The sequence below is a fragment of the Pseudomonas sp. EZ-C24 genome (assembly GCF_014525325.1).
Classification (GTDB): domain Bacteria; phylum Pseudomonadota; class Gammaproteobacteria; order Pseudomonadales; family Pseudomonadaceae; genus Aquipseudomonas; species Aquipseudomonas shirazensis.
This window is the reverse complement of sequence record NZ_JACDIU010000034.1, coordinates 1-20,038: the sequence shown is the minus strand read 5'-3', so window position 1 is coordinate 20,038 and position 20,038 is coordinate 1. Positions and strand designations below refer to the sequence as shown.

Annotated in this window: 18 protein-coding genes; 3 read left to right on the top strand and 15 right to left on the bottom strand. The window is 61.4% G+C overall.

The window, feature by feature from the left end; translation table 11 throughout:
* Positions 1 to 62: 62 nt before the first annotated feature.
* The 5 genes from IDM28_RS22260 to IDM28_RS22240 all read right to left on the bottom strand — a co-directional run bounded on the left by IDM28_RS22260 (position 63) and on the right by IDM28_RS22240 (position 6,637).
* Positions 63 to 1,091, bottom strand: a complete 1,029-nt coding sequence (locus tag IDM28_RS22260) for a DUF5924 family protein (protein WP_101322686.1) — start codon at positions 1,089 to 1,091, stop codon at positions 63 to 65.
* A 75-nt stretch (positions 1,092 to 1,166) separates the two neighbouring features.
* Positions 1,167 to 2,573: a M16 family metallopeptidase gene (locus tag IDM28_RS22255; protein WP_188036899.1), complete on the bottom strand. Its 1,407-nt coding sequence runs from the start codon at positions 2,571 to 2,573 to the stop codon at positions 1,167 to 1,169.
* 30 nt (positions 2,574 to 2,603) lie between these two features.
* A complete protein-coding gene (locus IDM28_RS22250) occupies positions 2,604 to 4,262 on the bottom strand; it encodes a Na/Pi cotransporter family protein (protein ID WP_150570244.1) in 1,659 nt (552 codons plus the stop codon).
* 230 nt (positions 4,263 to 4,492) lie between these two features.
* Entirely contained in the window at positions 4,493 to 5,263 is a 771-nt protein-coding gene (locus tag IDM28_RS22245; RefSeq protein WP_101322683.1) for a TerC family protein, read from the bottom strand.
* Between the two features lie 66 nt (positions 5,264 to 5,329).
* Positions 5,330 to 6,637 (bottom strand): CitMHS family transporter, encoded by a 1,308-nt coding sequence (locus IDM28_RS22240; protein ID WP_101322682.1) that lies wholly within the window; start codon positions 6,635 to 6,637, stop codon positions 5,330 to 5,332.
* Between the two features lie 268 nt (positions 6,638 to 6,905).
* On the opposite strand from IDM28_RS22240, the gene IDM28_RS22235 reads away from it, so the two are divergent.
* Complete coding sequence (locus IDM28_RS22235) at positions 6,906 to 7,307, top strand: GFA family protein (protein ID WP_150570243.1); 402 nt, start codon at positions 6,906 to 6,908, stop codon at positions 7,305 to 7,307.
* Between the two features lie 30 nt (positions 7,308 to 7,337).
* Here IDM28_RS22235 and IDM28_RS22230 read toward each other — a convergent pair whose 3' ends face one another.
* The 10 genes from IDM28_RS22230 to IDM28_RS22185 form a co-directional block, all read right to left on the bottom strand.
* Positions 7,338 to 9,296, bottom strand: coding sequence for a DUF4105 domain-containing protein (locus tag IDM28_RS22230; RefSeq protein WP_101322679.1), 1,959 nt, complete (start codon positions 9,294 to 9,296; stop codon positions 7,338 to 7,340).
* Complete coding sequence (locus IDM28_RS22225) at positions 9,293 to 9,613, bottom strand: DUF2388 domain-containing protein (protein WP_101322678.1); 321 nt, start codon at positions 9,611 to 9,613, stop codon at positions 9,293 to 9,295. Before IDM28_RS22225 ends, IDM28_RS22230 begins: the two co-directional genes overlap by 4 nt.
* 37 nt (positions 9,614 to 9,650) lie before the next feature.
* Positions 9,651 to 9,944: a DUF2388 domain-containing protein gene (locus tag IDM28_RS22220; protein ID WP_188036898.1), complete on the bottom strand. Its 294-nt coding sequence runs from the start codon at positions 9,942 to 9,944 to the stop codon at positions 9,651 to 9,653.
* Positions 9,945 to 10,032: 88 nt separating this feature from the next.
* Positions 10,033 to 10,350 (bottom strand): DUF2388 domain-containing protein, encoded by a 318-nt coding sequence (locus IDM28_RS22215; RefSeq protein WP_101322676.1) that lies wholly within the window; start codon positions 10,348 to 10,350, stop codon positions 10,033 to 10,035.
* Between the two features lie 292 nt (positions 10,351 to 10,642).
* A complete protein-coding gene (locus tag IDM28_RS22210) occupies positions 10,643 to 10,855 on the bottom strand; it encodes a DUF1127 domain-containing protein (RefSeq protein WP_101322675.1) in 213 nt (70 codons plus the stop codon).
* Between the two features lie 395 nt (positions 10,856 to 11,250).
* Positions 11,251 to 12,744, bottom strand: coding sequence for an acetyl-CoA hydrolase/transferase family protein (locus IDM28_RS22205; RefSeq protein ID WP_101322674.1), 1,494 nt, complete (start codon positions 12,742 to 12,744; stop codon positions 11,251 to 11,253).
* A 179-nt stretch (positions 12,745 to 12,923) separates the two neighbouring features.
* Positions 12,924 to 14,360, bottom strand: coding sequence for an NAD(P)(+) transhydrogenase (Re/Si-specific) subunit beta (locus tag IDM28_RS22200; RefSeq protein WP_101322673.1), 1,437 nt, complete (start codon positions 14,358 to 14,360; stop codon positions 12,924 to 12,926).
* A 2-nt stretch (positions 14,361 to 14,362) separates the two neighbouring features.
* Positions 14,363 to 14,677 carry an NAD(P) transhydrogenase subunit alpha gene (locus IDM28_RS22195; protein ID WP_101322672.1) on the bottom strand — a complete coding sequence of 105 codons (315 nt, stop codon included), beginning with the start codon at positions 14,675 to 14,677 and terminating at the stop codon, positions 14,363 to 14,365.
* Between the two features lie 11 nt (positions 14,678 to 14,688).
* On the bottom strand, positions 14,689 to 15,810 hold the full coding sequence (locus IDM28_RS22190) for a Re/Si-specific NAD(P)(+) transhydrogenase subunit alpha (RefSeq protein ID WP_101322671.1): 1,122 nt from the start codon (positions 15,808 to 15,810) through the stop codon (positions 14,689 to 14,691).
* A 425-nt stretch (positions 15,811 to 16,235) separates the two neighbouring features.
* Complete coding sequence (locus IDM28_RS22185) at positions 16,236 to 17,153, bottom strand: LysR family transcriptional regulator (RefSeq protein ID WP_181088428.1); 918 nt, start codon at positions 17,151 to 17,153, stop codon at positions 16,236 to 16,238.
* A gap of 165 nt (positions 17,154 to 17,318) precedes the next feature.
* On the opposite strand from IDM28_RS22185, the gene IDM28_RS22180 reads away from it, so the two are divergent.
* Both IDM28_RS22180 and IDM28_RS22175 read left to right on the top strand, forming a co-directional pair.
* On the top strand, positions 17,319 to 18,500 hold the full coding sequence (locus tag IDM28_RS22180) for an acyl-CoA dehydrogenase (RefSeq protein WP_101322669.1): 1,182 nt from the start codon (positions 17,319 to 17,321) through the stop codon (positions 18,498 to 18,500).
* Positions 18,501 to 18,515: 15 nt separating this feature from the next.
* Positions 18,516 to 19,736: a CaiB/BaiF CoA transferase family protein gene (locus IDM28_RS22175; protein WP_150573236.1), complete on the top strand. Its 1,221-nt coding sequence runs from the start codon at positions 18,516 to 18,518 to the stop codon at positions 19,734 to 19,736.
* Positions 19,737 to 20,038: the final 302 nt, after the last annotated feature.

Sequence of the window (20,038 nt, the reverse complement as noted above, 5' to 3'; positions counted from 1 at the left end):
AGTGCGCGAGGAAGGCACCGATCATAGCGCAGTGCGGGCGCTGCCGGGCAATGGCGATCTGCTCAGCTGGCTGGGGCCGCAGCAGCGTCGACCACCTTGAAGCGCAGCACGCCGATAACCTGGCCGTCCTCGGTCAGCACGCGGACTTGCCAGCGGCCCACCGGGTTGGGCGGGAAGTTCTGCTTGTGGGTCCAGGCGCGGTAGCCTTCCTTGCGCCCGCCATGAATATCCAGGGCGATCCGGTCGACCTCTTTACCGTTCAACTGCCAGACGTGATAGATCCGCTCGTTGAGCCCGCGCGGTGCGTTGATCGCGGTGTATGCATACAGCCCCGCGCCGCGAATCTGGTTGACCGGGATCTCATCCAGCGAATCACCCGGCTGGCGGTTGATCACTTCGGTGCTCACCGCCACTTCGGTCAGCCACAGGGTGGCGGGCGGCACCCAGGAGCGCAGCAGCCAGCCGCCGGCACCCACCGACAGCGTCACCAGTACCAGCGCGACGCCGCGGCGCCAGTTGGTGATCGGGAAGCTGCTGGCCAGGCTTGGGAACGACAGCGCCATGGCCGCGATCAGCGCCAGCTTGAAGCTCTGCGCGGTGGTCAGGTGAAGGATGATCGGCAGCGCCGTCAGCAGCGCGGCAAACAGGGTCAAGGTATGCAAGGCCATGAACAGCCAACGCCGCGGCGCCAGCCAGCGGTAGTAAAGCGGGTCGACGATCGAGATCACCCCAGCGGCGCCGAGCAGGCCGGTAAAGATCAACTGGCCGCTGTTCCAGGTGGTGGTGATGAAAAAGAATGGCAGGACGAAGAACAGGCTCTCCTGGTGGATCATCTGCGTGGCGTAGCGCAGTAGCGGCTGCGGGATCTCCCGCTTGAAGGTGCGGGCGAACAAACCAGTCAGGGTGTTCTCCAGCATCAGCCATATCCAGCTGACCAACAGCAGGATCGCCACCCAACTCGCCAGCCCGGCCTGGCGGTCGACCAGGATGAAGCTGCCGATCCCGGACAGGAAGCCGCCCAGCGCAATCACGCCTGGGTAGCGTTTGAGCAGTTCGATGATGCGCTGGACGATATGCGGGATGGGCGGCATGGACGGGCTACAGAAAGAGTATGGGGGCCACCATCGCGGCGGCCCCGCGATGGCTCTGCACAGGATACCGCTGAATCAGCGCTGGCGTGTAGCGCCGCTGGGCTTGCTCGGTGTGTGACGGCGACGGCGCAGCAGGCCCAGGGCGAGAATCACACCGAGCAGCAAAGCCACCAGGCCGTACAGCTCGTCATAGCCAAGCAGCGGCTGCTCGATGCGCACGTACCCCGGCTCCTTGAGTAACTCCTGCAAAGCGGCGTCGGCCTGTTTCAGGCTGACCTGGCGCAATGCGCGGATCGGGTCGCTGAAGCGGCCGTCGGTGTAGTTGTTCAAAGCGCCCCAGTAATAGTCGGCCAAGGCGCTGTTGCCCTGGCTGTTCCAGCTCTCGCGGGCGATGGCGGCTTCCTTGATGCGGGCAAAGGTATCCGCGTCGAGGCCGTTTTTGCGCAGGTGCTCGAACAGCTCCTGCAACACCTTGATCGCTGCGTTGAGGTCTTCGCGCTCGAGGTCGGCGTTGAGGCTGAGCATGCCGCTGTCGCCGAAGCTTTCACGCTGCACCGAAGGCCCGTAGGACAGGCCGTGGCGCAGGCGTAGCTGGTCGTAGACTGCCCACTCCAGGTAACGCGAAACCAGGTCGAGGGTCTGCTCGTGGCCGCTGTCCAGCACCGGCTCGATGAACAGCCAGTGCAGTTTGACGCTGTCGCCCAGCCAGCCGCGTGTCAGGTCGCGGCGCTGCTCGGCCTGTTGGCTGATGCTGTCGAGGTTACGCCGCTCGCCGGGCTCGGTCGCCGGCAGCTCGCCGTAGCTGCGTTCGAGATAGGCCGGCAGCAAGCGGTCAAGGCCGCCGACCACGATCAGGGTCATGTTGTTGGCTGCGTACCAGTGGTCGCGCAGGGCCTGCACTTGCTCAAGAGTCATGTCGTCGAGGTTGGAGCGCGCCGGGCATTTCAGCCCCAGCTCGACTGCCAATTGGTCACTGGCGCGATGGCCGATGTCCTGGCGGTCGAGCCAACGTTGCAGGTGGCCGTAGTGGCCGCCGTCTTCACGCTCGATGATCTGCTTGGCAGTGGCCAGGGCCTTGGCATCGATTTTGGTATCGCGAACGGCCGCCAGCAGCAGGTCGAGCACCTTGCGCTGGTTGCGCGCCGGGGCCTCGATAACGAAAGTGGTGTCGGCGCTGCTGGTGTAGGCATTCCATTCGCCGCCCAGTGCCTGCATGCGTTCTTCCAGGCCGCCCTCGCCGGTTTCATCGATGCCGCTGAACAGCAGGTGCTCGAGCAGGTGCGGCAGCTCACGCTGGTCGCACTCGAAGTCATCGAGGCCGACCCCGACGATCAGGCGGATCGCGACATGGTCGCGCTCGTAGCCGGATTTGAGGATGACCTGCAGGCCGTTGGGCAACAGGTAGCCTTCGACCTTGGAGCGGTCGAGGGCCAGGGTCGGCAGGCTGCAGATCAGCAGGCAAATCAACATCAGGCTACGCATAGGCGAGCAGGGGTCTCCAGATGGTGCAGGTCAGGGCTGGCGGGCTTCGTCCGGCACGCTGTCGAGCATAAGCCCGCCGGTGTCCGAGCCGCCCAGTACCACATAGGCACTGCTGCAGAACAAAGAGTTCAACCGCTTCATGTCGGCGATCAGCTCCAGATGCAGTGAACTGGTCTCGATACTCTGCACCACTTTGCGTTGCAAACGGCTGACATGGGCGTGGGCCAGGCGCCGTTCCTGGGCGCGGAAGCGGCGCTTCTCACGGAGGAGCAATTGCGCGCTTTCCGGGTCGGCGCTGAGAAACACCGACAGGCCCAGGCGCAGGTTGGCCAGCAGTTGTTCCTGCAGGCCGGTCAGCTCTTCCAGGCCGACCTGGGAGAACTCGCGGCGCTGTGAGGTCTTTTGCTGCTGGACCTTGCGCAGCATGCGCTCGACCAGGTCGCTGGCCATCTTCAGGTTGACCGAGATCTCGATGATCTCGGCCCAGCGCCGGTTGTCCTGGGCGCTGAGGTCCTCGCGGTCCATCTGCGCCAGGTACAGCTTGATCGCGCTGTACAGGGCGTCGACGTCTTCAGTGTAGGCGCGGACCTGCTGCGGCAATGCGGTCTGAGTGCCGCGCAAGGCGGCGAGCATGGCCTCGAGCAGGCTCTCGACGATGTCGCCCAGGCGCAGGGTTTCGCGGGCGGCGTTGGCCAGCGCCAGGCTTGGCGTTTGCAACGCGGACGGGTCGAGATGGCGCGGGCGGATCTGGCCGTTGCTGCTTTCGCGCTCCGGCAGGAGGAAGTTGCACAGCCGCGCCATCGGCGTCACGGTCGGCAGCATGAGCACGCAGCGCAGCGTGTTGTAGAGCAGGTGGAAGCCGATCACCAGTTCCTGCGGGCTGAGCTTGAGGGTGTCCATCCAGTCGACCAGCGGGTGCAGCACCGGGATCATCAGCAGCAGGCCGATCAGTTTGTACAGCAGGCTACCCAGTGCCACCCGGCGGCCTGCCGAGTTCTGCATGCTGGTGGTCAGAAAGGCCAGCAGACCGCTGCCGATGTTGGCGCCGATCACCAGGCCGATGGCCACCGGCAGGCTGATCAGGTCCGAGCCGGCCAGGGTTGCGGTGAGCAGCACAGCCGCCAGGCTCGAGTAGGAAATCATCGCGAACAGGGCGCCGACCAGGGCGTCGAGAAGGATATCCCCGGTCAGCGAGGCGAACAGCACCTTGACCCCTTGTGCCTGGGTGATGGGCGTGGCCGCCTGCACGATCAGTTGCAGGGCCAGGATGATCAGGCCAAGGCCAATCGCTACCCTGCCCATCTGGCCGAGGCGAGTCTGCTTGCGCGAGAGGAAGAAAATCACCCCAATGAACAGCAGCAGGGGCGACAGCCACGACAGGTCGAAGGTCAGCACCCTGGCCATCAGCGCGGTGCCGACGTCGGCCCCGAGCATGATTGCCAGCGCCGGGGTCATCGCCATCAGGCCTTGGCCGACGAACGAGGTCACCAGCATGGCAGTGGCGTTGCTGCTCTGGACCATGGCTGTGACGACGATGCCGGCGAGAAACGCCAGCGGGCGTTTGCTCATGTTCTGGCTGATCACCCGGCGCAGGTTTGAGCCATACACCCGCAGAATGCCGGTGCGCACGATGTGCGTGCCCCACACCAGCAGCGCGACCGCCGAGAGCAGATTGAGCAGAGTCAGCATAGGCAAGGCCCCCGTTGCAATTGCCCCAAGACGGGGCCAAAAAATGAAGCCGTGAGCCTGGCCCGGGGCTGGGTGGTTGTCCCAGTGCTCACTCAAGCTTTAGTCGTTTTGTGCGTCTGCTGCCAGCTTGGCATGGCTGAAACCTATTTGAAACATTTCACTGGTGCAGGAGCGCCGGGGCGCCGCCCACAAAAAAGGCCCCGAAGGGCCTTTATCTGCAACTGCCAGGCTTACTGACCAGGCACGTCCTTACGCAGCTTCACCGCATCAGGCTCGGCGCCTTCCTTGCGTGCACGGGCAGTACGCATACGGATGTTGATGGCTTCTACCGCCAGCGAGAACGCCATGGCGAAGTAGACATAGCCCTTCGGCACATGCACATCGAAAGATTCGGCGATCAGCACGGTACCGACGACGATCAGGAACGAAAGCGCAAGCATCTTCAGCGATGGGTGCTTGTCGATGAAGTTACTGATAGCACCAGCGCAGAGCATCATCACCAGCACCGCCACGACGATCGCGGCGATCATCACCGGTACGTGCGAGACCATGCCGACTGCAGTGATCACCGAGTCCAGCGAGAACACGATGTCGATAATGGCGATCTGGATGATGGTGTAGAGGAACTTGCCACCAGCGCCTTTCGGGCCGTCGCTGCTCTCGTCTTCACCTTCCAGGCCGTGGTAGATCTCTTGCGAGCTCTTCCACAGCAGGAACAGGCCACCGAAGAACAGAATCAGGTCGCGCCCGGAGATGCCCTGGCCGAACACTTCGAACAGGTCGGCGGTAAGGCGCATTACCCAGGTGATCGACAGCAACAGCAGGATCCGCGTGACCATGGCCAGGGCCAGGCCGAAGATCCGGGTACGCGGCTGCATGTGCTTGGGCATGCGGCTGACCAGGATCGAGATCATGATGATGTTGTCGATACCGAGGACGATCTCAAGTGCCGTCAGGGTCAAAAAGGCAACCCAGATTTCTGGGCTGGTCAGCCATTCCATATGTATTCCTTCAAACGTAAAAAGGCGCTGCGCCCGATAGGGACGCAGCGCGATGGGGCTTATGAATTAGAGACTGCTGAACAGCGGGAAAGTCCCCAGCAGCAGTGCGCCGAGCATTATGCACATGCACACCAGCACTGCCCACTTGAGCGTGAAGCGCTGATGATCGCCGAACTCGATGCCGGCCAGCGCGACCAGCAGGTAGGTCGAGGGTACCAGCGGGCTGAGCAGATGCACCGGCTGGCCGACGATCGACGCGCGGGCCATTTCCACCGGGGTGATGCCGTAGTGGCTGGCCGCTTCGGCCAACACCGGCAGCACACCGTAGTAGAAGGCATCGTTGGACATGAAGAAGGTGAACGGCATGCTGACAAGGGCGGTGATCACAGCCAGGTACGGGCCGAGTGCGTCCGGGATGACTGCCAGCAGGCTTTTCGACATGGCGTCGACCATGCCGGTGCCGGACAGGATGCCGGTGAAGATACCCGCGGCGAAAATCAGCCCGGTCACTGCCAGCACGCTGCCGGCGTGGGCCGCAATGCGGTCCTTCTGCTGTTGCAGGCATGGGTAGTTGACGATCATGGCGATGCTGAAGGCAACCATGAACAGCACCGGCAGTGGCAGCAGGCCAGCGATCAGCGCGACCATCAGGGCCAAGGTGAGGGCACCGTTGAACCAGATCAGCTTCGGCCGGCGTGCTTCAGGGAACTGCGACACACTGATAGCGCTGTGGTCGATGTCGTCGGTCGGCAGGTGCAGTTCACCCAGGCGAGCCCGCTCACGCTTGCCGTACATGTAGGCGATGACCAGGATCGCCACCACGCCGAAGGCCATGGCCGGGATCATCGGTACGAAGATGTCGGACGGGTCTACATGCAGGGCACTAGCAGCGCGAGCGGTCGGCCCGCCCCATGGCGTCATGTTCATGACCCCGCCCGCGAGGATGATCAGGCCGGCCATGATCCGCGGGCTCATGCCCAGGCGGCTGTACAGCGGCAGCATGGCGGCGCAGCAGATCATGTAGGTGGTTGCACCGTCGCCGTCGAGCGAGACCACCAGGGCCAGCACTGCGGTGCCGACCGAGACTTTCAGCGGGTCACCCTTGACCGCCTTGAGGATCAGCCGCACAGCCGGGTCGAACAGGCCGGAGTCGATCATCAGGGCGAAGTAAAGAATGGCGAACATCAGCATCACGCCGGTTGGCGCGAGCTTGGTGATGCCTTGCAGCATCATCGGGCCGATTTCGGAGGAGAAGCCACCGAACAGGGCGAACAGGATCGGTACCAGGATCAGCGCGATCAAGGCCGAGAGGCGCTTGGTCATGATCAGGTACATGAAGGTGATGACCATGGCAAAGCCGAGGAAGGTCAGCATGGCAGTACTCCAGGCGTGGCGCGACGAATTAAAAAAAATGCTTCGGGCGGATCAGCGCGTGGGGCGCTGTGCTTGGAATAGCCGGAGGGGTATTGCGAAGAGGCGGACACAGGAAGACATCAGAATCACCATTGTTGTTGTTGATTGGGCCGGGTGCGGACTGGTCCGGGTACCCTGGCTGACCGGTCTTGTGCCGGTAGTGGGGGCTATCCTATGAGCGCAAGCTTTCAGCCAGCTTTCGCTGGCGCCAAGGTGACGAGAGGTAATCATGTCTGAGTTTGTCGAGGGCGGCTGCCATTGCGGCGCCATCAGGTATCGCCTGGCGGGCGATCTGAACGATGTTGCGCATTGCCATTGCTCGATCTGCCGGCGCGTCAGCGGTGGCCTGGTGGTGACCTGGATCACCCTGCCCAGGCGCGACTTTCGCTGGCTCAAGGGGCGGCCGCGGCTGTATGTGGCGCCTGCCAGTTGCAGTCGGTTTTTTTGTGGCGACTGTGGCGCGCATGTGGCCCTGAGCACTGAGCACAGCCCGCAGAGTATCGATGTGACCGTGGCAACCCTGGATCAGCCAGAGCGAGTCCAGGCCAATCGGCATATCTGGACCAGCAGCCGGGTAGCCTGGCTGCATCTGGATGAACAGTTGCCGGAAGAAGCCGAAGAAGCGCTGTAAGCCGCCGTTGCTGGTAACGGCGGCTTCTGTTCAGGGCAGTTGCAAGCCGCCAGCTGCTTTGTGCAGGGCGCGCAGGTGCTCACCGATCTGCTTGACGTTGGCTTCCACCGCTTTGATCTCCTTGCCGCGCGCCGGGTCGAGCAAGGCGCGGACTTCGGTATCGAGGTCGGTGCTCAGGCGCAACAACTGCGCCTGCCGCTCACGACTGACCTGCTCCAGCTGTTTGCGCTCGTCGGGTTGCGGCAAGCCGTAGCCATCGGTGCCCAGCAGCTCTGCCGGGCGGCTGAGGAAGCCGCTGTTGGCCAGCATCTGCTGCAAGGTGGCGTTGGCCTTGTCGACCGTGCCGTCCTTCAGCGCGGTGGAATTCAGGTAGCGCTGCTTGACCTCGTCCTGGGCCAGCAGCAACTGCCGGCGCAGCGCCGCTTGTTCGAGCAGCAGCAATGCCGCGCTGGTGCGCAGATCGGCCCGCTGGAACCATGGCTGGCGCTGTTCGGCATCTTGCGCCAGCCAGTCTTCAACTTCGACCTGCTTGACCGGCAACTGCTTTCTGAGCACGTCGAACATGGCCTGGTAGCGGTCGCGGTAGGAGTCGAAGCGATAGCCCAGGCGCAGGGCCTCGCGGCGGTCCTCAAGCACACTGGTATCGGCCAGGCCGCGGCCTTTGAGCACCTCGAGCAAGCCGTTGGGCATGATGTTGTCGAGGTCTTTCAGGCGCGGGTTGGCGCTGCCGCTGCGCAGCAATTTGAGTCCTTCGACTGCGCAGTTGTTGGACAGGAACCAGTAGTTGCCGTCATAGCTCCAGTGCATCTCTGCCGCCTGACGCACGACGTTTTCGACTTCAGCGCGGCTGAGTTTGAGCGGCACCGAGGCAAGGCTGCGCAGTTCGGTCTTGGTGTACTCGTCGATCACCTGGTTCAGCGGCAGAACGAACAGGCGTGACGGATAAGCGCCGACCAGGCCAGACCAACTGGACAGCTGCACATCGTTGACGAAGGCGCGGTACGACAGCACCAGGCTCTGGTCCAGATCCAGCCGGCAATCCGGGCCACGTGGCCGGCCCGGTGCGCAGATCACCAGGCGCAGCATGCTGTGGCCCCAGCGGCTGACCAGGTTCTGGTTGGCCTCGGCCAGCAGGTAGTCGATTTCGTAAACCCGCTCGGGGTCGATTTCCCCCAACGGCTGGCGGGCGAAGTCATTGCCGGCATTGATGAATGGCAGGGTTTTCGCGCATTCGTTCTGTTGCGGCGCCCAGCCAAAGTGCTCGCGCAGGTACTGATTGAGGGCCGGCCGGCGGCAGCCGTAGCTTGGGTCCAGGAGGAAGTACTCCATATTGACCGCCACGTATTCCTTCGGGCTGCTCAGCTCATAACTGTCAGGGCTGCGCACCAACTGGTTGTTGTGCTGTTCACGCTCGCCGCGGCGGCCGACATACTGCGGCCAGCCGGCCAGGTCGAGCAGGCGTGGGTCATCGCTGAGGGTGAAGCGTCGTTCGCCTTCGCCGCGGCATTCCTCTGGCAGGCCGATCTTGCCCAGCGTGTCCTGTTGGCGCTTGCAGCGGTTGATCAGCAGGCGATCGGCGCTGGGCCACAGGCGGGCGCGGTCATAGATATGGGTGAGTTCGTGGAGGACGGTGGCCAGCAGCTCCTGGCGTACCGTGCCGTGCGGCCGGCCGGTGGCCTGGGTGGCCGCACTGCCATCGGCAAGCGCGGGCAGCAAGCGCCTGTTCAGATCAAGCGTGGACACCAGCGAGGCCTGGCCATAAGCGTCGGCGGGCATGTGCTCGCTCCAGCTGACCTGCACGCGCCGATCCAGCTGTTGCTTGAACCGCGGCGGCAGCTTTGCCAGCGCTTCATCAAGCAGCGCCTGGGTGGCTTGCTGTTGTTGCTGGTCAAGCCCGTCAGCCTGCAGATCGAGCTGCAGGTCGGCCAGCGCGGGCGCGCCCAGCAGCGTCAGGACGCTGCCCAGCAGCCAGGCACGCATACGCTTCACAGCGCGAGAATAGCTTCGGCGAGCACCTGATCGCTGGCGTCGCGTGCTTCAGGCACACGCTGGCGAATGGTATTGAGTGCCGCTTCAAGCTGTGCACCGCGAATATCACCGCGGCTGGCAACGAAGCTGGCGGCGTCGTCGTGGGCATCCTGAACGATCTTCGAGTCGCGGATCGAAGTGGTGGTATCAGAAGTGAAATCGATCGAGCGGCCAAAGGCGCGGACGATGATATTGCTGGTAGCCACCAGAGTCTGTGCATGGGCCAGGTCGGCCAGGAGCAGCATGCCGAGGGAAGCGGCGATCAGCGATTTACGCATGGAGCATCTCCAAACTAATACAGGGAGTCGAATTGAATCATTGGACGAGAATTGCTTCTGCCAGTTCAAGGTCGTCAGCAGATTGATAGCCAGCATGATGGCGCAAGGTGCGCAGTGCCGCCTGCAGGCGTACACCACGGATCAGACCGTCGCTGGCAACAAAGGCTGCGGCATCATCACGGGCCTGCACCATCAGCTTGCGATCGAATGGTGCGCTGGTCACCTTGCTGGTGACGTAGCCAGTGACAACCAGGCTCTGGGTCGAGACATCCATGGCATGGGCGCTGCCCATCCCGGCGAGGGCAATCAGCAATGGCGAAAGATAACGCATGGGTTTGGCAGGCTTGAACTCGGAGGGCGAAGGCTAACCCGAATACACGGCGCAGAGCCAGTGCACCCGGGTGTGCCGCAGGGCGGTGTTACAGGGCGAGGATCGCCTGCGCCAGTTGGGCATCACTGGCCTGCAGGGTTGGCGCCTGCTGGCGGATGTGACGGAAAGCGCTTTCCAGCTTGGCGCCACGAATCACACCTTCGCTGCCAACAAAGCTGGCGGCATCGTCGCGCGCAGCCTTGACGATCTTGTCGTCACGGAATGACGAGGTCACGTCGGAGGTGGCATCGGTAGTGGCAGCAACGGCGCCGACTACGGCATCGGTGGTGACGATGAAGCTGGTGGCATTGGCTGTGCCAGTCAGGGTCAGCAACAGGGCGGCGCCCAGCAAGTGGTTACGGGACATGGCGATGACTCCTGCAGATAAGGGCGGTGTGCTTGTGGTTATCGGACGCTCACTCGGCCTGTAACGGTACTTTATTTCACCGGCCGTTATCGCAAGCGTATCACGCGTTGCTGTTTCTGGATGTGACGCAGCATAGGTGCAAACTGTACTGGTATAAACCGCAATTCATTAAATTGTACTGGTTGCGGAGATATGGAGTCATGTATCAGCCGTAAAAACAAAAAACCCGTCACAGTTGCCTATGACGGGTTTCAGGAATTCTCGGTGCCGGCCTGGGCCGGCAAGCCGGAGCTTAGCGCCAGAACGGCTTGCTCAGCTCTTCGTAACGCTGCGACTCGCTGATACCGGCGTCAGCCAGAAGGCGACCATCCAGGCGAGCAAGTTGACGGCGGCTGGCGATGCGACGCTGCCACAGGAGCAGAGTGGACAAAGCGCGCAGAGGCAGCGAGGTGTTGGATTGGCTGTTGCTTTCAAAAACCAGACCGGAACTGAGGGTGCGTTCCATGATATGTCTTCCTTCCGCTTGTGGCGGCATTAGGTAGTGATTTAACTGATGCCAATGATCCTCCTCTTGTGTCCATAACAGTAGGTACAGTTCACTTGTATTGGGCGGGTTCAGTTAACTGCATAACACGACTGTTGCACTGTTAATTGGCGAAACTGTACTGGTGCGCATCATTATGGTGCATTTATGGCTGTTGGACTGCCTGACTTGCCGATTGGGTCAGTATTTACCGGTACAGTAGTACAGTTTAATTAAGTTAAAGCATTCAAACTGTTTTGTTGCGTTTGCTTGCCAAGCACTCAGGCAGCACAAAGCCGCGTCGAGCACCTTCTGCCTGAGGCAAAAAGTACACGACGCGGCTTCGTAGGAGGTCAAACCAGCCTACTCATTTGCAGTCAGCCGACCAGCATGCGCCCGGTTTCTTCCAGGTTTTCATGCCAGCTCAGCGCTTCGCGCAAAATGTGCGGCGTGTGTCCGCCGCGCTGGCAGGCGCGCTCGAAGTAATCGTTCAGCGCCGCCCGGTAATCGGGATGGACACAGTTGTCGATGATCACCCGAGCCCGCTCGCGCGGGGCCAGGCCACGCAAGTCGGCCAAGCCCTGCTCGGTGACGAGGATGTCGACGTCGTGCTCGGTATGGTCGACGTGGCTGACCATCGGCACTACGCTGGAGATCGCGCCCGCTTTGGCGATCGACTTGGTGACAAAGATCGCCAGGTGCGCGTTGCGGGCGAAGTCACCCGAGCCACCAATGCCGTTCATCATCCGCGTGCCGCAGACATGGGTCGAGTTGACGTTGCCATAAATGTCGAATTCGAGCGCTGTGTTGATGCCGATGATGCCCAGACGCCGCACCACTTCAGGGTGGTTGGAGATCTCCTGCGGGCGCAGGACCAGTTTGTCCTTGTAGCGCTCGAGGTTGCCGAACACATCGGCGTTGCGTCGGCTCGACAGGGTGATCGAGCTGCCTGACGCGAAGCTCAGTTTGCCGGCGTCGATCAGGTCGAAGGTCGAATCCTGGAGTACTTCGGAGTACATGGTCAGTTCTTCGAACGGCGAGTCGATCAGGCCGCACATTACCGCGTTGGCGATGTTGCCGATGCCAGCCTGCAGCGGGCCAAGCTTGTTGGTCATGCGCCCTGCTTCGACTTCACTCTTGAGGAAGTTGATCAGGTGGTTGGCGATGCCCTGGGTCTCGTCATCCGGAGCCAGCACAGTAGACGGCGAGTCGGGCTGATTGCTGATGACGATGCCGACGATCTTGGCCGGGTCGATGGCAATCGCCGGGCTGCCGATACGGTCGTCGACCTTGGTCAGCGGGATTGGCGTGCGGGTCGGCCGGTAGCTTGGGATATAGATGTCATGCAAACCCTCAAGGTTGGGGTTGTGCGACAGGTTGATCTCGACGATCACCCGTTTGGCGAAAATGGCGAAGCTGGCCGAGTTGCCCACCGAGGTGGTCGGCACGATGTGGCCCTGTTCGGTGATCGCGACCGCTTCGATGACGGCAATGTCCGGCAGCGGCAGCTGTTTGTTACGCAGTTGCTCGACGGTTTCCGACAGGTGCTGGTCGATGAACATCACCATGCCTTGGTTGATCGCCTTGCGCAGTGTGCTGTCGACCTGAAACGGCATGCGCCGGGCGAGTACGCCGGCTTCGGTCAGCTGCTTGTCGAGGTCGTTGCCCAGGCTGGCGCCGGTCATCAGCGTGATTTTCAGCGGCGAGGTTTTCGCGCGCTCGGCAAGTGCGTGCGGCACGGCCTTGGCTTCGCCGGCGCGGGTAAAGCCGCTCATGCCGACGGTCATGCCGTCCTCGATCAGGGCAGCGGCATCGGCCGCACTCATTACCTTGCTGTGCAGGGAGGACAAGCGGATACGATCACGGTACATGGATTGTTATCTCAGGCTACTCAAGCTAGATGCGCAGTCTAGTGATTTCGCCCTGCTCCGTCCCACGACCATGGTCGTATGAGCGGCCTCGGCGCCGCGCCGTTGATCTGGATCAGGCAAATGCAAAAACCCCCGGTCATACAGCTCCGGGGGTTTTTGACTATCTATATAGCAGCGGCTTAGTCGACGGCTTTGACCATGTCTTCGATGACCTTCTTGGCATCGCCGAACACCATCATGGTCTTGTCCAGATAGAACAGCTCGTTGTCCAGACCGGCATAACCGCTGGCCATCGAGCGTTTATTGACGATGACGGTCTTGGCTTTGTATGCCTCAAGGATCGGCATGCCGGCGATGGGCGACTTGGGATCGTTCTTCGCCGCCGGGTTGACCACGTCGTTGGCGCCCAGCACCAGCACCACATCGGCCTGGCCGAACTCGGCGTTGATGTCTTCCATCTCGAACACTTGGTCGTAAGGCACTTCGGCTTCGGCCAGGAGCACGTTCATGTGCCCAGGCATGCGCCCTGCCACCGGGTGGATCGCATATTTGACGGTCACGCCGTTGTGGATAAGTTTCTCGGTCAACTCCTTGAGCGCATGCTGCGCGCGGGCCACCGCCAGGCCGTAGCCCGGCACGATGATCACGGTGTCGGCATTGCTCAGCAGGAACGTCGCATCATCAGCGGAACCGGATTTGACCGGGCGTTGCTCCTGACTGCCGGCTGCTGCGCCGCTGTCTGTTGCGCCGCCAAAGCCGCCAAGGATTACGTTGAAGAACGAACGGTTCATCGCCTTGCACATGATGTACGAGAGAATCGCCCCGCTCGAACCGACCAGCGAACCGGCGATGATCAGCATCGAGTTGTTCAGCGAGAAGCCGATACCGGCCGCGGCCCAGCCTGAGTAGCTGTTGAGCATCGATACCACCACCGGCATGTCGGCACCGCCGATAGGGATGATGATCAGCACGCCCATGATGAACGCCAGAATCAGCATCAGGGTGAACGCGCTGTAGTGGCCGGTGAAGGTGAACAGCAGGCCGAGGGCAATAGTAGTAAGGCCCAGGATCAGGTTGAGTTTGTGCTGGCCGGCGAACTGTACCGGTGCACCCTGAAACAGGCGGAACTTGTACTTGCCCGAAAGCTTGCCGAAGGCGATTACCGAGCCGGAGAACGTCACCGCACCGATGGCAGCGCCGAGGAACAGCTCCAGGCGGTTGCCGGTCGGGATCGGATCAGTGATCGCAGCAACGATGCCCATCGATTGCGGTTCAAGCACGGCGGTGATGGCGATGAACACCGCCGCCAGGCCGATCATGCTGTGCATGAAGGCGACCAGCTCAGGCATCTTGGTCATCTCGACGCGCTTGGCCATGATCGAGCCGGCAGTGCCGCCGATCAGCAGACCCAGCAGCACATAGCCGATACCGGCAGTGGCCAACTCGGCACCGAGCTTGTAGATCAGGCCCACCGTGGTGAGCATGGCGATGCCCATGCCGATCATGCCGAACAGGTTGCCGCGGCGTGATGTGGTCGGGTGTGACAAGCCCTTCAATGCCTGAATGAAGCAGACCGAAGCGACGAGGTAGAGAAGCGTTACCAGATTCATGCTCATGCTTACTTCTGCGCCTCGTTCTTGGTTTTCTTCTTGAACATCTCGAGCATGCGCCGGGTGACCAGGAAGCCACCAAAGACGTTGACCGCGGCCAGGGCCACGGCCAGGGTGCCCATGATCTTGCCTGCTGGGGTCACGGTCAGGGCGGCAGCGAGCATGGCGCCGACAATGACGATCGCCGAGATCGCGTTGGTCACCGCCATCAGCGGTGTGTGCAGTGCCGGGGTCACGTTCCAGACCACGTGGTAACCGATGTAGATGGCCAGCACGAAGATGATCAGGTTGTAGATGCCGTGGGAAATCAACATGTCTTCCATAGCTGTGCTCCTTAACCGTTGTTGCGGATGACATTGCCGTCGCGGCACATCAGGCACGCAGCAACAATGTCATCTTCGAGGTTGATCACCAGCGCACCGTCCTTGTCGAACAGCAGCTTCATGAAGTCCAGCAGGTTGCGTGCGTACAGCGCCGAAGCATCGGCCGCGACCTGGGCAGGCAGGTTGGTCGGGCCGACGATGGTCACGCCATGCTCCAGCACGACCTGGTCGGCCACGGTCAGCGGGCAGTTGCCGCCTTGCGCTGCAGCCAGGTCGATAACCACCGAGCCGGGCTTCATCTGCGCCACGGTTTCGGCGCTGAGCAGGGTGGGAGCCTTGCGGCCCGGGATCAATGCGGTCGTGATGACGATGTCGGCCTGCTTGGCGCGTTCGTGCACGGCTTGTGCCTGACGCTGCATCCAGCTGGCCGGCATTGGTCGCGCATAGCCGCCGACGCCTTGAGCGCATTCGCGCTCTTCATCGGTTTCGAACGGCACATCGAGAAACTTGGCGCCAAGCGATTCGATCTGCTCCTTGACTGCCGGACGCACATCCGACGCCTCGATCACCGCGCCCAGACGCTTGGCAGTAGCGATCGCCTGCAGCCCGGCGACACCGGCGCCGAGAATCAGCACGCGGGCGGCTTTCACCGTACCCGCCGCCGTCATCAGCATCGGCATGAAGCGCGGGTAATGATGGGCTGCCAACAGCACCGCCTTGTAACCGGCAATGTTGGCCTGCGACGACAGTACGTCGAGGCTCTGCGCCCGCGAAGTACGCGGCGCCGCTTCGAGGGCGAAGGCGGTAATCCCGCATTCGGCCATCTTGCCGATCAGTTCGCTGTTGAAGGGGTTGAGCATGCCTACCAGCAGGCTGCCGCGATTGATCAGGGCCAGCTCCTGATCAGACGGCGCAACGACCTTGAGCACCAGTTGCGCGCCAAAGGCATCGGCAGCGCTGCCAAGGGTGGCGCCTGCGGCTTCATAGGCACTGTCCGGAATGCTGGCGTTAAGCCCGGCCCCCCGTTGGACGGTGACCTGATGGCCTTGGCCAACCAGCTTCTTGAGGGTATCGGGGGTCGCAGCGACCCGCGTTTCGCCCGTCTGCGTCTCGAGAGGAACACCAATGTGCACGACTTTTCTCCTGCGGACCTTCTTATCGTTATTTAAGCCAGCAGGCGCACGGTCAACACCGCAACGCCAGCGACGCAGCCATAAGGCTCGAACCCGCCGAATCCCGGGCGGGCGAAGCATTTTGCAGAGGAACACAGCGGCCATCAACCGATTCTGGAGTGATACCGATGCATAACTACAAGTCACCCTGTGACCGTATGTCGCAAGTAGCCGGCCAAGAGCGCTCTAGTACGGGCTTTTGGCAGATTAGACGATAAAACGAATTATTTTTTGGTGATTTCGCAGCTAGCATGCTCGAGGTCGTAAAAGACGCTGAAAGCCCCGTATTTACTGGGTTTATAACGATTTAGAGAGCCAGCATTACAGTTTTCATATATGCGACATAACAGTATATCTGTAGGTATTTAAAATATTTGACTACAGAGTCAGCTTGTCTGCTTTGTGCCGTGCGTCTCTACGTAAATACGGGCTTGCTCTGCCAGCCAATCTCGGAACGCGCGCAGTGAAGCTGAAGCGACCTTGCGCTCGGGAATCATCAGATAGTAGGCCTTGGTGCTGGACAGCGCATGCCTGTTAGCGACCACCAGCCTGCCCTGCTGCAGCTCTTGTTGAATGAGGAATGGGGGAATCAGGGCGATGCCCATGTCATGCATGGCCGCCTGAGCCAGCATCGAAAACAGCTCATAGCGCGGACCGGTCATGTCGCGCTCGATGTTCAGTTCCAGGCTGCTGAACCATTGCCGCCAGGCGTAGGGTCTGGTGGTCTGCTGCAGTAAAGGCAGCTCGGCGATCTGCTTAGCGCTCAGTTCCAGCTGGCCCTGCAGCAGTGAGGGGCTGCAGACCGGCAATGGGTTCTCGCTCATCAGTCGGTGCGACTCGGTGCCTGACCAGTCGCCATCGCCGAAATAGATCGCTGCGTCGAATGCGGTGTCGGCGAACAGGAACGGCCGGGTGCGGTTGGTCAGGTTGACGGTCACCTCGGGATGACGCTGTTGAAAGTCCTTCAACCTCGGCAGCAACCATTGGGTGCCGAAGGTCGGGACCACCGCCAGCTCGATCACATTGGCGCCCTGCTGGCGCATCACCGACAAGGTGTCGCGCTCGACAGCATCCAACTGAGTGCTGACCTGACGGCTGTAAGACAAGCCGGCCTCGGTCAATTGCACCCCGCGCCTGGAGCGGCGAAACAGCTCGACGTTGAGAAACGCCTCCAGCGCAGCGATCTGGCGACACACGGCGCCTTGGGTCAGGGCCAGCTCAAGGGCGGCTTTGGTGTAGCTCTCGTGGCGAGCTGCTGCCTCGAAGCAGATCAGGGCAGTCGTGCTGGGGATCTTACGCCGCATGTACGTCAACCTCACTTATATGTGCAGCAATTACGAATGCTGAAGATATACGGAGTGACGAAATATCACTAGTAGGTGCGTAATAGTCGTTTGTCGTGGCTGATGATCGGGCCTAGGATCATTCCATGACCCTACTGCCCTGCCCCCTATTCGAGGATTACGTTCATGGCCGGTAAAGCTAGCTTCAACTGGATCGACCCGTTGCTGCTCGATCAGCAGCTCACTGAAGAGGAGCGCATGGTCCGCGACAGCGCTTATCAGTTCGCCCAGGACAAGCTGGCGCCGCGCGTGGTCGAGGCGTTTCGCCATGAGCAGACCGACCCGAAGATTTTCCGTGAAATGGGTGAAGTCGGCCTGCTCGGCGCGACCATCCCAGAGCAGTACGGTGGCAGCGGCTTGAACTACGTGTGCTATGGCTTGATTGCCCGCGAGGTCGAGCGCATCGACTCCGGCTACAGGTCGATGATGAGCGTGCAGTCGTCGCTGGTGATGGTGCCGATCAACGAATTTGGCAGCGAAGCGCAAAAGCAGAAATACCTGCCCAAGTTGTCCAGTGGCGAATGGATCGGTTGCTTTGGCCTGACCGAGCCTAACCATGGTTCTGATCCGGGGGCGATGATCACCCGTGCGCGCAAGGTCGAGGGCGGTTACAGCCTGAGCGGCAGCAAGATGTGGATCACCAATAGCCCGATCGCTGATGTATTCGTGGTCTGGGCCAAGGATGACGCCGGTGATATCCGTGGCTTTATTCTGGAAAAGGGCTGGAAAGGCCTGAGTGCACCGGCGATTCACGGCAAGGTTGGCCTGCGCGCCTCGATTACCGGCGAGATCGTCATGGACAGCGTGTTTGTCCCTGAAGAAAACATCTTCCCAGAGGTGCGCGGCCTGAAGGGCCCGTTCACCTGCCTCAACTCGGCCCGCTACGGCATCTCCTGGGGCGCGTTGGGCGCAGCCGAAAGCTGCTGGCACACCGCACGTCAGTACACCCTCGACCGCCAGCAATTTGGCCGCCCGCTGGCAGCCAACCAGTTGATCCAGAAAAAGCTGGCTGATATGCAGACTGAAATTACCCTGGGCCTGCAAGGCTGCCTGCGCCTTGGGCGGATGAAGGACGAAGGCACCGCAGCCGTCGAGATCACCTCGATCATGAAGCGTAACTCTTGCGGCAAGGCCTTGGAGGTCGCGCGACTGGCCAGGGACATGCTCGGTGGCAATGGCATTTCCGATGAGTTCGGCGTGGCGCGTCACCTGGTCAACCTTGAGGTGGTCAACACCTATGAAGGCACCCATGACATCCATGCGCTGATTCTTGGCCGCGCCCAGACCGGTATCCAGGCGTTCTATTAATAGAGGAGCCGGGCCATGGGTGCGCTTTCCCATCTGCGGGTGCTGGACCTTTCACGTGTACTGGCCGGGCCATGGTCCGGGCAGATCCTCGCTGACCTTGGCGCCGACGTGATCAAGGTCGAGCGGCCAGGTGCGGGTGACGATACTCGCGCCTGGGGGCCGCCTTTCCTCAAGGACGCCTATGGCGAGAACACCAGCGAGGCTGCTTATTACCTGTCGGCGAACCGTAACAAGCGTTCGGTGACCATCGACTTCACTCAGCCGGAGGGCCAGCGCCTGGTGCGTGAGCTGGCGGCCCGGTCGGATATCGTCATCGAGAACTTCAAGGTCGGTGGGCTGGCGGCCTATGGCCTGGACTACGCAAGCTTGAAGGCGGTCAACCCTAGGCTTATCTATTGCTCGATCACAGGCTTTGGCCAAACCGGGCCTTATGCCAAGCGTGCTGGCTACGATTTCATGATTCAGGGGCTGGGCGGGCTGATGAGCCTGACCGGCCGGCCCGAAGGGGAAGCGGGTGCGGGGCCGGTCAAGGTTGGCGTAGCGCTGACGGATATTCTTACCGGGTTGTATTCCACCGTAGCGATTCTGGCCGCCCTCGCCCATCGCGATCAGGCTGGCGTCGGCCAGCATATAGATATGGCCCTGCTGGATGTGCAGGTTGCCTGCCTGGCCAATCAGGCGATGAATTACCTCACCACCGGCAATGCACCGCGGCGCCTGGGTAATGCGCACCCTAATATAGTGCCGTATCAGGACTTCCCTACTGCCGATGGCGATTTCATTCTCACCGTGGGTAATGACGGGCAGTTCCGCAAGTTTGCCGAGGTAGCTGGTCAGCCGCAGTGGGCGGACGATCCACGCTTTGCCACCAACAAGCAGCGCGTTGCCAATCGCGCTGAGCTGATTCCGCTGATCCGTCAGGCGACGGTGTTCAAGACGACGGCCGAGTGGGTTGCGCAATTGGAGTTGGCCGGGGTGCCGTGTGGGCCGATCAATGACCTGGCGCAGATGTTCCAGGACCCGCAGGTGCTGGCCCGAGGGCTGGCGCTGAGTATCCCACATCCACTCGCAGGTAGCGTGCCGCAGGTGGCTAGCCCGATTCGGCTGTCCGAGACGCCGGTGGAGTATCGCCAGGCGCCGCCTCTATTAGGGGAACACACCGAGGCTGTGCTGAGCGAGCTGCTTGGGTTGGATGAACAGGCAGTGCGGCAGCTGCGCGCGGCGGGCGTCCTTTAAGACTGAGCATGCTTCTGTGGGTGGCGTGCGCTGTTCATCACCTCTGTTACAAGAATATTGCAACGTGTTGAATTAGTGCTTGACGCATTCCTGTGAGCCCTTATAATGCGCCCCACTTCCAGCGTAGTTGGAACGGAAAACTCCTTGAGATTCAATGAGTTAGAAGTTTCAGAGATGCTGCAAGGGCTTCGATCGAAAGATCGTCAGCGGTGAAAAAGGCAGTTGACAGCAGGTTGTAACGCTGTAGAATTCGCCTCCCGCTACGAGAGATCGCAAGCGAGTCAAGTGTTTGAAGTTGAACG